The organism is Vibrio pomeroyi (assembly GCF_024347595.1).
GTDB lineage: Bacteria > Pseudomonadota > Gammaproteobacteria > Enterobacterales > Vibrionaceae > Vibrio > Vibrio pomeroyi.
The window spans coordinates 339,228-353,123 of sequence record NZ_AP025507.1; the positions used below are offsets into that span (position 1 = coordinate 339,228).

General features: G+C 43.7%; 8 protein-coding genes. 5 read left to right on the forward strand and 3 right to left on the reverse strand.

From position 1 onward, the window contains the following. The first annotated feature begins 1,181 nt into the window (after positions 1–1,181). From OCV12_RS17720 to OCV12_RS17740, 5 genes are all read left to right on the forward strand, one after another. Entirely contained in the window at positions 1,182–2,399 is a 1,218-nt protein-coding gene (locus tag OCV12_RS17720; RefSeq protein ID WP_048660527.1) for a ParA family protein, read from the forward strand. Positions 2,400–2,404: 5 nt separating this feature from the next. Beyond that, positions 2,405–3,379, forward strand: coding sequence for a ParB/RepB/Spo0J family partition protein (locus OCV12_RS17725; RefSeq protein ID WP_261886735.1), 975 nt, complete (start codon positions 2,405–2,407; stop codon positions 3,377–3,379). A gap of 93 nt (positions 3,380–3,472) precedes the next feature. Continuing rightward, positions 3,473–5,614: a GNAT family N-acetyltransferase gene (locus OCV12_RS17730; protein WP_261886736.1), complete on the forward strand. Its 2,142-nt coding sequence runs from the start codon at positions 3,473–3,475 to the stop codon at positions 5,612–5,614. Positions 5,615–6,046: 432 nt separating this feature from the next. Next, positions 6,047–7,717: a DUF342 domain-containing protein gene (locus OCV12_RS17735; RefSeq protein ID WP_261886737.1), complete on the forward strand. Its 1,671-nt coding sequence runs from the start codon at positions 6,047–6,049 to the stop codon at positions 7,715–7,717. 133 nt (positions 7,718–7,850) lie between these two features. Continuing rightward, positions 7,851–9,088, forward strand: a protein-coding gene (locus tag OCV12_RS17740) for an IS3 family transposase (protein ID WP_261886738.1) whose coding sequence is annotated in 2 segments (ribosomal slippage) — positions 7,851–8,223 and positions 8,223–9,088 — 1,239 coding nt in all. Because the reading frame shifts where the segments join, the coding sequence is not laid out codon by codon here. A gap of 68 nt (positions 9,089–9,156) precedes the next feature. On the opposite strand, the gene OCV12_RS17745 is transcribed toward OCV12_RS17740, so the two are convergent. From OCV12_RS17745 to OCV12_RS17755, 3 genes are read right to left on the reverse strand one after another with little or no spacing between them, the layout of a single operon-like run. Next, positions 9,157–11,271, reverse strand: coding sequence for a type I secretion system permease/ATPase (locus OCV12_RS17745; RefSeq protein WP_176679079.1), 2,115 nt, complete (start codon positions 11,269–11,271; stop codon positions 9,157–9,159). A gap of 18 nt (positions 11,272–11,289) precedes the next feature. After that, positions 11,290–13,200 carry a bifunctional diguanylate cyclase/phosphodiesterase gene (locus OCV12_RS17750; RefSeq protein WP_261886739.1) on the reverse strand — a complete coding sequence of 637 codons (1,911 nt, stop codon included), beginning with the start codon at positions 13,198–13,200 and terminating at the stop codon, positions 11,290–11,292. 5 nt (positions 13,201–13,205) lie between these two features. Continuing rightward, positions 13,206–13,874: a transglutaminase-like cysteine peptidase gene (locus tag OCV12_RS17755; RefSeq protein ID WP_017629972.1), complete on the reverse strand. Its 669-nt coding sequence runs from the start codon at positions 13,872–13,874 to the stop codon at positions 13,206–13,208. Positions 13,875–13,896 lie beyond the last annotated feature (22 nt).

Sequence of the window (13,896 nt, forward strand, 5' to 3'; positions counted from 1 at the left end):
TTATTGGCTTTTAAATAACTGATCTTTTTGATTAATATGATCTTAAATGATTAAGTGATCTAATGATCTGGACGTAAGTTTGATTTTAAGTAGCTGAATTTAAAGTATAAAAAAAAATCCACTTTGAAAGCATGATCATAAAGAGTCCGAAACTATGATCATTAAACCTAAGAAAGCATGATCACAGAGTGTCAGAACGATGATCATTAAGTCATTGTAAGCATGATCATTATTGATTCGAAAGCATGATCATTATACTTGTACAGCTTATCCACAGTCCATAATTCAACATGGTTGGTTAAGTCACTTATAACTCGTCAATGTGGATAGTTTTGATGGCTTATCTATCGGAACAATGATCAAGTAAGTGCCCTTTTCTATCGTTCCTACCCTATTACGTACAAAATTTGTTCTGAAGCCGGTGTTAAAGGCTGGCTTGGGTGTCATTAACGCGGGCCTGCTTTACTTAGGAAGCATGATCATGAAATTGTCATGTTTCTGTATTCTGAGTCTGTGCAGATTGAATTTCCAAGCAATGAGGCCTTATAGGCCTTGAATCCCCATTACAAAAGCATTTGCCCGTAAGTTAGCTGTTAAATTATATGCTTCCGGAACGATATTTACTTGATCATTTTTCCGGAAGTTGATCATTTCGAACAGTCACTCATGCGGATCAATATTGATGAGTTTACACCTTGATCATGCTTCATAATACCGCCTTATCAATTCTCTTACGCCTGATGTATTCTATGATCATTCTTCCGTGTTAGGTTCAACTCTCTTTTATCTAGTGACGCTTTATCTTGTCGTGGTTTTGAATTTTCGATGCTATTTTTGGTTTTCTATTATTTCTTGGTTGAAAAACTCACAATTTCGAATGCAAATCACACGAACCGTAATCTATGCTTGTATTTCAATCGTTCCGAAGATTTTTTACTGAAATTGCATTTACATTGTAAATAAGTGATGCTGTAACATTTAAAATCTAAGCCAGAAATAGCATGGTTATGCATGATAAAAACGGTCATTTTTTGTGTTTGTCTCAGCCGTTGTTTCATCAAACTGTAAAAATACAGTCTATTTTATGTGATTTTACTCATAAATGTATGTTCATGTTTTTGTTGTGTTTGTTGTTAATCGCTGTACAATTGGTACTTAGTTAATCATTACGGAAACTGGCAATGAAAAGAGAACAAACGATTGATAAGCTCTATCAGCTGGCCGAACAAACTCAACAAGTTCAGGCTGACCGAATTGAGATTATTCTGGAAGAGCGAAGTGATGAACATTTCCCTCCAATGTCTAAAGCTATGATGGAGACTCGTTCAGGCTTAACTCGTCGAAAATTGGATGAGGCAATTACTAAGCTTGAAGCGGATGGTCACCAGTTTACAAAGAACAACGCCAATCATTACTCGATTTCATTGACTGAAGCTCACATGCTGATGGACGCGGCGGAAGTACCAAAGTTCCACCAACGTAAACAGCACGCAGACAACAAACCTTGGATTATCAACGTACAAAACCAGAAGGGTGGTACAGGTAAATCAATGACGGCGGTTCACCTAGCGGCTTGTTTGTCTCTGAATTTAGACAAGCGCTACCGTATCTGTCTGATTGACTTGGATCCACAAGGTTCATTACGTCTGTTCTTAAACCCACAAATCAGTGGTGCAGAGCACGATAGTATCTATTCTGCCGTTGATATCATGTTGGACAACGTGCCTGAAGGCCAAGATGTTGACCTAGAGTTTCTTCGCAAAAACGTACTCTTGCCAACTCAGTATCCGAACCTAAAGACAATTTCTGCATTCCCAGAAGATGCGATGTTTAACGCTGAAGCGTGGCAAAGCCTCTCTCAAGATCAGTCACTTGATATCGTTCGTCTTCTTAAAGAGAAGCTTATCGACAAAATCGCAGACGACTTTGATGTGATTATGATTGATACCGGCCCACACGTAGATCCATTAGTGTGGAACGCAATGTACGCGTCGAACGCTCTTCTTATTCCTTGTGCTGCAAAGCGTTTGGACTGGGCTTCAACGGTTAACTTCTTCCAACACTTACCAACCGTGTACGAGATGTTCCCGGACGATTGGAAAGGGCTTGAGTTTGTTCGTCTGATGCCAACCATGTTCGAAGATGACAATAAGAAGCAGGTTTCGGTTCTCACTGAGATGAACTACCTGCTGAATGATCAAGTGATGATGGCGACGATTCCAAGAAGCCGTGCCTTTGAAACCTGTGCCGATACTTACAGCACGGTTTTCGATCTCACGGTTAGCGACTTCGAAGGTGGTAAGAAAACTCTGGCTGTCGCTCAAGACGCAGTACAAAAAAGTGCTCTAGAATTAGAGCGTGTATTACACAGCAACTGGCCTTCACTTAATCAGGGATAACAAGAATGGCAATTAAAACATCTGACTTAAATGCAAAGCTATTTGGTAAAGCAAACAAACGTCGCGTAGCAACGCCTCAAGAAGCGCAAACAGCTGCTAAAGAACAGGCTCAAGTGATTGAACTTTCAGTTGCGGGCGAAGAGTTGGTTTCATTTGAATTGGTTCGAATTCCTGCTTCTGAAGTAGCGACTCGAACGGTTGTTTTCGAAGAGAACGCGCGTGAGCAATCTTTCTTAAACGAACATGCGCTTTCTGACGTACTAACTACGTTAAAAGAACGCGGCCAGCAATACCCAGCAGTTGGTCGTAAAAACAAAGACGGCAAGATTGAAGTTCTTGATGGTAGCCGTCGTCGTATGTCATGTATTTTGGCCGACAAAGAGTTCCTTATCTATGTTGCTGAAAACATTAACGGCGACCATGCTAAGTTCTTATCTGATGTTGCAAACGCTCACAAGCCTCTTTCTCTGTATGAGAAGGGCAAAGAGATGCAAGCGAAGCTAGATCAAGGCGAAGCTGAAGACCAAAAAGCACTAGCGAAAATGTTTCAGTGCAGCGAAGCTTTGGTAAGTGGCGCATTGAAAGCGGCCGCTTTGCCACTTGAATTGCTACAAGCTTACCCAAATGTGAGTGACCTTGGTCGTCCAACGATTGTTAAACTACATAAACAATTTGGCGGTCTAACGAGCGAACAACAACAAACACTACTGACTAAGTGTGATGCTTCAGAAGGTTTTGTATGGCAGCGTAGTGAAGCTCAAGGCGTAACTCGCTTGACCAAAGACGTGACTGAAACCTTAGAAGGTTGGATTCTTGAACTGGCACCTGCGCCAGCTAAGAAAGCGTCTTCAAAAGTTGAACTAATTAAAGGCCGTGCTTCATACAGCCGTAAAGGTTCAAACTTGGCGTTGAATCTAAAGAAAGTTGATGATGCGACCATGGAAGAAATCCTAGCCTTCGTACAATCGAAGCTCGACTAGATCGATAACTTTCCATTACTACTCTAAAGCCGCTTTATGCGGCTTTTTATTTGGCTGTGATAAACTGTGTTTAGACGAATCTGGACACTGACTATGACAAACCCAACCAACACTTTTCTACACACACTTTCTAATATCGCTCAGCATAACGATCATCGTTATGGCGTTGTCTTTGATGGCGACCTCGATTGGCAAAACTCCGCTGTTATAACCTTCCTTCAAGATGCAGATTCTCAAACCGTTTTCCAGATTGGCGGCACTCCGTTTGAGGGGACGATTCACGCGTCTGTAAAAAAAGGCCAGCAACTTCTTGGTCGTGAATGCCAAGTTCTTGTGTGTGATTTTAGAGAGCTGTTCGATGCGAATGGTTTTAGCGCAGCATTGGGTTCGTTAGTTGGTGGTGGGTTATTGTTGGTGTTACCACCGAAAGTTGATGACTCTGAAGATAGCGAATGCTTTGGGCAATCTTGGTTAAAGCTACATTTTGATAAACTACTTTCAGTTTCGCAAAGTGACGAAAAGGCGGATGTGATTGAAGCGGTGAATTCGCTTCCTCAAAAACTTAATGACGACAACTCGACTGACCGATTTGAACAGCAAAAAACGGCGATTGAGTTAGTTAAGAAAGTTGTTACTGGACATCGAAAGCGTCCATTGATTCTGACAGCAGACAGAGGTCGAGGTAAAAGCTCAACTTTGGGTATTGCAGCCGCGCAGCTTTTGGCAGAGCGACAGGGCTTAAATATTATTGTTACCGCTCCCTCTGTAAAAGCAATTGAGCCCGTATTTTCTCATGCGTTACAGAGACTCGATACGTGTGAAGTCATTAACGCGACTCACATTGGTTATCAAGGTGGAAGTTTAAGATTTGTCGCGCCAGATGAATTACTTAAATCTAAGCTTGAGTGCGATCTGTTGTTGGTTGATGAAGCGGCCGCCATTCCAATCCCAATGCTTAAATCTATGGTCGATAGTTATCACCGCATGGTTTTTTCAACCACAGTTCATGGTTACGAAGGCAGTGGGCGAGGGTTTGGAATCAAATTTGAAGCTTGGCTTTCTGAACATCGCCCTGGATGGAAGGGCTACAAGCTTGAACAACCTATCCGTTGGAATAACAACGACCCACTAGAGCGTTGGCTATTTGATTGTTTCCTGCTTGGTGAAGATGCGTGCCCGAGTGAATCAGCTGTTTATAAGTCGGAAGATTTTTCCGATGATGCACTCAACCAACTTAGCTTGGTTGAGTTGTCAAAAGCAGACTGCTTGGTTAACCCTCAAAAACTTCAACAATGTTTTTCTCTTTTAGTCGATGCCCATTATCAGACGTCTCCTAATGATTTAATGCAGTTCCTCGATAACCCAGCTATTCATTTATTTGCCGCTTGGCAGCAAGACGAGTGTCTTGGTTGTATGTTGGTGACGGAGGAGGGCGGTTTAGATAAAGAATTGATTGCACAAGTTCAAGTTGGAAAACGTCGTCCACAAGGTCACCTTGCACCAGTTCTGTTAGCTAACCAGCTTGGCTCTGTTGAAGCAGCAACTAGCCGCTGTCTTCGAGTGATGCGGATTGCTGTCTCGACACGTCATCAATGTTTGGGTATCGGCCGTTGGATGTTGGGTCTGTTATCTGAACAAGCAGTCCGAACAGAGCAAGTCGATTATCTGGCGACGAGCTTCGGTGCGACCAGTGATTTGATTTCTTTCTGGCGTGATAGTGAATTTGTGCCTGTTCATATTGGTCACCAGCGAGATCAGGCAAGCGGTTGTCACTCTGTATTGATGGTTAAGTCGCTTAACCCAAACGCTCAAATCTGGATGAGCCAACTGCAAAATCACTTTGAGCGTAGGTTCTGTTTTGTTGTTTCTGGCTCTTTGGCTTCTCTCGAAGTTGATATGGTGCGCGCATTACTGCCAAGGCAAGCGGAATCTATGGCTGAGTCTGAAATCCAACTCATCAGGAATTATGTCGATGGCGGCAATAGTTACGACAGCATTGGTTTCAGTGTCCTGAATCTGATTCTGCAGAGTAATGCTCGTCAAGCTCACATAGCTGAATCTGACGTTATAACCGATACAGATTTCGCCGTTTCTGATTTGCTTATCGCGAAAGTCATTCAGCAGAAAGAGTGGGGGACTTGTGTCGAACAGTTTAATCTTGTTGGGCGAAAACAAGCCGAAATTCAATTCCGACAAGATGTCGATTTCCTATTATCAAATTTACACTGTAAATAGGCAGTTTGGTTTCCCATCCCGTTTTCAGCGTTAATTAGATTTACAGTGTAAATTAGAATATTCGATTTACACTGTAAACTGAAACTTCACATCCAAGTCCAGTTTTACCTTCATCATCGCTTTCATTGTCTCCCTCACTATTTTTAGTTCGCTCTCTTTAAGACAGCCCTTAATCTTCTAAACCGATTCGTTTTTATCATATTGCTATCACTTCTGTTCAACGTTCACTCGCATGGGAAATGCTGAAACTGTTCACCTTTATATTTGTAAAGTTGAAGCGGATCATAAAATAGGTAAGTCTTATTTATGAGTCATGTTTGCAGAATCGAAAGTAAGTGATGTGACGCTGATTATTCTAATAATGTGATACTAAGCGCAGAATGAATTATATAGACTGAATAACAACTGAGTCATTAGGGATACTCAATTCGAATGTGGGATAACATCGTTACACTGTCGGAAGATAAGCAACAAGTGATGGCATGTCTGCCGTCGGGGTTTGTGGTCGACGCAAGCTTTGACAATAAGACTCTGCCACCAGCCTTAGAAGCTTTGAGCGCATCTAACTATTTTCTTTTTGAAGATGAGGTGCTGCGTTTTGTGACTCTTGCAAAAGAGGGCAAGGGGGAAGCTTATGAAGGAATCTTGATTGCAGAAGTTCGTAATGCCAGTGTCACGGTTGAGCTGACTGATGATGAGATGCTAGCAAGTCTAGTCGTCACTGGTCCGTATAATGGACACCCGCTACGCGGTAGCGACATCATTCATTGTTTAGCACAAGCTCACATCACAAAGGGAATTAATAAGTTAGCGCTCAGAAAAGTATTGATGATGAGTAGCAAACTTAAGCCCGGAGAAAAGTTTACGCAACCCGTCGCCAAGGGAACACAACCCGTAAAAGGTAAAGACGCAAAGTTCGCGGCCTTGGTTGAAGACATTACTCGACAAGTTTTGAAACCTCGCAGTAAAGACGAAGGCAAGATTGATATGCGAGACTTGGGAGAAACCATTACCGTTGGTCAAAACGACCAGTTAATGAAACGCACTCCCGCGACTAAGGGCATCGCTGGCTTTACCGTCCAAGGTCGTATTATCCCGCCACTTCCTGGACAAGACAGTTTAATCAAGCCTGGCAAGGGCACCTACATTTCTCCTGATGACCCCAACTTATTACTCGCCTCTTATCCCGGATTACCCATCATCAAAGATCGCACCATTGAAGTCGATGACGCCTTATGTGTTAGCAATGTTGATGTTTCCACCGGACACGTCAAATTCAAAGGCAATGTGTTTGTCTCTGGCAACATTGAACCGGGAATGATTGTGAAAGCGACCGGTAGTATTACGGTGGGTGGTTTTATTGAATCGGCTGAAGTTCAGGCTCAAGGTGATATCAAAGTCGCAAAAGGCATTATCGGCCACACCACCAAAGAGGGTGAAGCGAAAAGCTGTAAGGTATTCAGCAAAGGTTCCATCACCGCGAGCTACGCTCAGAATGCAGAGCTAAAAACCGCCGGTGACATTCGACTTGGCGTGCACAGCATGAGTAACGACATTCGCTGTGGAGACAATCTTGTCGTAATGGATACCATGAAGAAGCATGGCACGCTCAGTGGTGGCGAAGCCAAAGTCGGTGGAAAGGTCGAATGTGTATTCTTAGGTGTAGAAGGAGACACGGCAACTAAGGTTCATGGTTTTGCTCGTTACGATGGATACCGACAGAAAATTGCTGAACTAAAGGAAACCTATAAACACACCCAAGAGCAAACAATGGACGTGATTCGCCAAGAACTCGAATTTAAGAAGCGACCAAAAGCTGAGAGAAGCGAAGAGCAAGCGTTGGAAATAGAACAACAACGAGAAAAGAATAACCAAGCGATTGAAAACACCAAATCACAATTGGATACGCTTGAGGCGGAATTTGAAACCAACCTTGCTGAATGCACAGTTGAAGCGCACGAAAAAGTGTATACCCGCGTGACGATTCAGTTTGGTGATGAAACAGTAACAACCAAGCGAACTCACGGCGGAAGTGTTTTCTCATTCAACCAATATGAGATTCAGTGTTCGTTTAAGATGGAGCAAGAAGACATTGCTTTGTAGCCTATCTTCATAAGATAAAGCGATACATGGCCTAAGTGCCAAGACTGACAAATAAAAAAGGGGGAGCAGATGCTCCCCCTTTTTAGTTTCTATTGTCCCGTCCTGAAATGTGTTTACACATTGAGGACGAATTATGACTACTTCAAATAATACCTACGTTAAGCGCACTCAGCGTGATTACACACTAGGCTTTAAATTACAGGTCGTCGCCGCTGTAGAAAGAGGCGATATGACATATAAACAAGCCCAAACCATTTATGGTATCCAAGGCCGCTCAACTGTTTTAACTTGGCTTCGAAAGCACGGTAAGATGAATTGGGCGCAAACTCCAAGGATGAACACCATGCACCAATCAACTAATCCTAAAGAGTCACCAGCACAAAAAATAAAACGCCTTGAAAAAGAGTTAGAAGACGAAAAAATAAAGAATCTCTTTTTAAATAGAGTGGTTGATATTCTTGATGCTGAACACGGAACTAGCCTCAGAAAAAAGTATCTCGCCAAGGAGCAAGAAGCCTTCAAAAACAGGAAGGTATAAGTTTAGTTCGAGTATGTAAGTTATGCGGGATAACGAGACAAAGCGTTTATCAACAAGAAAAACGAGCTGTTCATCGCCAGTTGGAACTTAGACCCATCAAAAAAATGGTGTTAGATCTTAGACGTTATATGCCTCGGGTTGGTACTAGAAAACTCTACTTTTTGCTTAAACCAAAGTTGCAAGCACAAGGTATCAAGCTAGGTCGAGATGCTCTTTTCAACTACTTACGTGATGAACAATTATTGATCAGACCTAAACGTAGTTTTACAAAAACGACAAACAGTAAACATTGGATGAAAAAACATCCGAACTTATTAAAGAACTACAAACCATGCAATCCAGAAGGTGTGTTAGTCAGTGACATTACCTATATCCATTCAGATGAAGGGGTTCACTATCTCTCATTGGTAACGGATGCGTTTAGTCGGAAGATTATGGGCTACGAGCTGAGCAACGAGATGAAGTCGACGGATGTTGTGAAAGCGCTAGATATGGCTATCAAGGGACGTCAATATCATCGTTCGTGTATCCATCACTCTGATCGTGGTCTCCAGTATTGCTCAGGTGTTTATCAAGATAAGTTGAAAAGTAGCAACATAATCCCCTCGATGACAGACGGTTATGACTGCTACCAAAATGCATTAGCAGAGAGAGTAAATGGAATACTGAAACAAGAGTTCTTGCTTGATAAATGTAAAAACCTCAGAGAGCTTAAACAACTAGTAAAAGAGTCTATAAGTACCTATAACAATATGAGGCCGCACCTTAGTCTCAGGATGAAAACTCCAAATGAGGTGCATGAAAAAAGCCAACAGCTGACGCTGTTGGCTTAGTAGAAATACTGTCAACGTATTTTAGGACGAGACATATAACATTCGCTGTTTTGAGCAAACGTTTTGAGTTAGCTCACCGCTCTTACTTTGCCTTGTTTTAGGTCTGACAGCACTTGCGCTTTCGGACCATCGGCAATAATGCAGCCTTTCTCCATTACGATCACTCGGTCGACAATATCCAGCATCGACGTTTTGTGTGTGATCAGAATTAACGTCTCGCTTGGAAGCAACTGGTTAAGCTGGTGCTTAATGTGCATCTCTGAACGGTTATCCATAGCACTGGTCGGTTCATCCATTAATAGCACAGGCGGACGACCTAGGAAGGCTCTGGCAATCGCAATCGATTGACGCTGACCACCAGAAAGTAACGCACCGCCTTCACCGACTTGACGCTCTAAGCCTGCAGGATCTTGTTGAGTAAATGCAGTAACGCCAGCACGGTTAGCTGCATCCATCACATCGCGGTCATCCACTAAAGGACGACCAAGAGTGATGTTGTCTCTTACCGAACCATAGAACAGATTACTGTCTTGTGGCACACAGCCTATATTGCGTCGTACGTCGACATGGTGAAGTTGTTCCATGTCGGTGTCATCTATACGCACATGACCCTCTGTGGGCTTGTACAGGCCCATAATCAGGCGTTCTAGTGTGGTTTTACCTGAACCGATACGTCCAATGATCGCCACTTTCTCACCAGGTCTAATATGCAGAGTTAAATCTCTGATAGAAGCGACTGGTGAATCCGGGTAGTGGAAGGTCACTTTGTCGAGTGAGATATGACCTTGGATAATAGGTCGGTGGATGTAGCGCTTACCTTCTTCCTGTTCATCCGGCATCGACATAACTTGCTCAATCAACGTCATCGATGATTTTGCTTGGTTGTAACGAGTCGACAGCAACGACAGTTGAACAAGAGGACCAATCGCTCGACCACTCAACATGGTCGCAGCGATCAAGCCACCCATAGTAAGTTCACCTTCCGCAATTAAGTACACACCAAAAATGATCATGCCTACGTTGGTACTTTGCTGAACAAAGCCTGCCGTGTTTTGGATGCTGTCGGTAATGCGGCGACTTTTGATATTCCAGTTCGCCATGTGAGCAACGGCTTCCTCCCAACGGAATTGGAACTGGCTTTGCGCACTGAACAGCTTAACCGTTTCTAAGCCTGCCAAACTCTCAATCAAGTTAGCGTATTTTTGAGAAGCAAGACGGGAGCCTTCTTCAATGGTACGACGAAGTGGGCCTTGAATTAATAGTGCGTAGACGATCAGCACGACCACGCCAGCCACAGGAACAAACACCAAGTTGCCAGCCATTAACCAAATTAAGGCCAAGAACATCAGCGCGAAAGGCAAATCGATGAGCGAGCCAATGGTTGCTGAGGTAAAGAATTCACGAATGGATTCGAACTCTTGCAGGTTTTTAGCGAAAGCACCGACCGAAGCTGGCTTAGCTTCCATACGAATGCCCAATACTTTGCTGAAAAGCTTCGAGGAGATCAGGATATCGGATTTCTTACCTGCAACATCAATGAAGTAGCTTCGCATCAGCTTTAACAGCAGGTCGAACAGGAACACCACAAAGATACCACTCGCCAACACCCATAAGGTTTCAAATGCGAGGTTAGGGACGACTTTGTCGTATACCAAACGTGTAAACATTGGCGCTGCAATGGCGAAGATGTTGATCAGAATGGAGGCGATCAACACATCACGATAGATGTTTTTAGATTCCCAAATCGTGCTCCAAAACCAGTGTCCTTTACGAGTTTTGAGAACCTCAGGTGAGCGTTCGTCGTAACGGAACTGTTTCTTTACTAAGAAGTAACGGCCGATGAATTGCTCTTTCAATTCTTCCATTGGAATGATGATTGGCACCATTCCGCTTTCAGCCGTGATGATTTCCGCTTCTTGCTTTTCTAAATCGATACTGTTGAGAACACATGCCTCACCTTGTTTTAGCAGTAAAACGGCAGGCAGAATCAGGTGTGGAATGTTATCTAAGTCGGAACGGTTTTCTTTTGCTACTAATCCCGCACGCTCAGCAGAGCGTGGGAATAGGAAAGGGGTAAGCTTTCCATCGGTTAGTGGCAACCCATTGATCAACGCTTCGGGCGAGTTAGCTAACCCGTAATACCGGCTAACGTAGATCAGTGAGTTCAATAGTGGATCTTGCATGCGATATAACCCTTACAACTATTTATCAACAATGAAGCCTTGGAACACTTCTACGTAGTTATCAGATAGGATATCTAGCTGAGTTTGAGTTTCTATTCGAGACGCGATGGTCGTTACGCCAAGGTTATGAGCCGTTCGTGAGATCGACGTTAGGGTAAATTTCTGTTTTTCGTCATCAAGGTTATGTGTGAATAGGTAATCCAGCTTCACATAACTTGGGCGGTATTCGTTGATGTAATCCAATGATTGGAAGTTTCGCCCGTAGTTGTCGACACCAAACACCGCTTCAGCGTTGCGAATGGTGTTACATAATAGCGCCGTGTAGTGCGGAACGTTGATGAAACAGTTTTCTGGAATCTCAAAGTGCAGCAGGTGAGCGACAGAGGCATTTTGTTCAAGCGTTTTGCCAATCCAGCGGATGAAGCTTGGCTGAGAAATACTGCTTGGTGAGATATTGATAGCGATTGGGCTAGTTACTTCATTGGCATTAAGCTTTTCAATCATCTTCTCGATAACGTATTGGTCGAGAATGTGGCTCATTTCAAGCTGCTCTAGTGCGTATAGATATTGGTTCGCACCGTAACGGACACCGTCTTTCTCAATCGCAGAGAACACCTCTTGGTGGTACGTTTTACCAAAGGCATTGTTTGCAGCCTGAAGACGGAAAGTGACTAGGTCGTTGATGATCGCTTCTTCAACCAGCATACGCCATTGCTGTTTACCCATTACCGCGCCGTGGTCGTCAGCGGTGACGTAGCCGTAAGCAAGCTCGCGGTTCGCCTTAGCACTTGAAAGTGCGTTATCCACCAGCGACATGATTTCGGTACTGGTTTTACGCTTGTTGCTGTAGGTCACACCCAGTGCAATGTGTGGGTTTGCCATACCTGTTGGATCTGAACCTAGGCTTTGAATGCAATTTACGATGCTGCTAGCAACAAGTTTAAGTTCGCTTTCATCAATGTTTGGCATGATGAAACCAAATTCGTCACTAGAAATACGGGCGATGGTGATGTCTGGCGATGAAATAGAAGCTTGTAATTGTTCTGCCAGTTGGTGAACTAAGGAATCTCCTTCTTGGTAGCCTTTTTCATCGTATTCTTCGCTAATAAATTCCGCTTTCAGTACAGCCAAACCACCTAAGCTTGATTCTTCTAACCACTGAGTTAATTGAGACATGTAGTAAGCGCGGTTACCTAGTTGAGACACAGGGTCGATATACGCTCTTTCTCGCAGCTTCTGAGCTTCCTTCGCTTGGTTCTTAAACGCCAATTCAACTTGAGTCGACATGTGGTTGATGCCATCGACCACTAAGATAAGATCTTTTGTTTTCGGACGAACCAGAGGCTCACCAAATTGATTCTTAGCGATCTGATCCATTTTGGTAATGATCAATGCTAATGGACGCAGTGCTCGCTTGAGGATCCATGAAATCGACACCAAACCCAGTAGGAAGATCGATCCAAAGATGGTCAGTAGACGTGTGAATGCTTGCCAAAGTTGATCATAAGCTGGACCCGGATGACTGACGATCTCAACCTCTGCTAGTTGCATCCAGCCACTGGTGATCACTCGGCGGTCATGAACTGGCTCAAACAAATTAAGGTTGGTAAACCACTGTGGTACGCCTGTTGATTTAACAGGGTATGAGCGGAGAATATCCTCGCCGCTGTCTAGGAAAATCAATCGAACGACGGAATAAGAACTGCCATCAAACAGGGCGTTGATAACAGACTCCACCGCCACCTTGTCCTTTTCTTCGAGGTAAGGGGCGAGAGCCAGTCCAACAGTATTAATGGTATTACTTACCTCAGAGCGTTGCTGCTCCTCTAAGTATCCACGGGTGGTATTGAATTCGATCATAAAAACTGACGTCATCAGCAGTATGAACACCGCAACCATCCCGACCACAAGCTGTTTATATAAAGTCATTGTACCTACTCATCGTAATTGATAATGGGTTTGTTTAATTTTAGAGAGCGCTCACGGGAACGTAAGTCGTTCCATAAGCTCAATCTTGAAGATTTCCCTGCTAACTTACCGCTGCCCGCTGCCGACTTGATTAACCAAAGATTTTTACCGTTGAAACTGTAAATTGGTCGTAAGTCTGGGCGTTTGGAACCTCGTTTTATCTCAGGGTTTAAGTTGTCTAAAATTAGTGGCTCTGCACTGGGTGTTGAGTAGTACGCCAACACCATGTGGAATTGGTTCAACTCAAGTGCTTTTACGTACACTAATCGTAATTTCTTATCTGGGACGCCAAGCTCGAGCAAAGAGAAGTATTTTGCGATAGTGAAGTCTTCACAGTCACCGGCATTACTGCCTAAAAACTCCAGTGGTGTTGCCCAGTAGTCGTTCTTTCCCCACAAAATGGTGTCGTCGACAAAGTACATCTGGTTGAAGAACTGGTTTACCGACCTGAGTTTCTCTTTCTCACTCAATCCGTCGTAAGACGTCATGTTTGAGCGCCATGTCGCCACTCGTTTTCCGGCTCTGTCACCGTAGGTTTTGGTGACCGCATCTATCCACCGTTGATCGCTCTTGTTGAGCGCCACAGAGGTAAAAGAGGTGAGGACTAGCAATAACAGCGAAATCCGAGACTTCATGGCCTCTGCTCTTGTCTGTTTG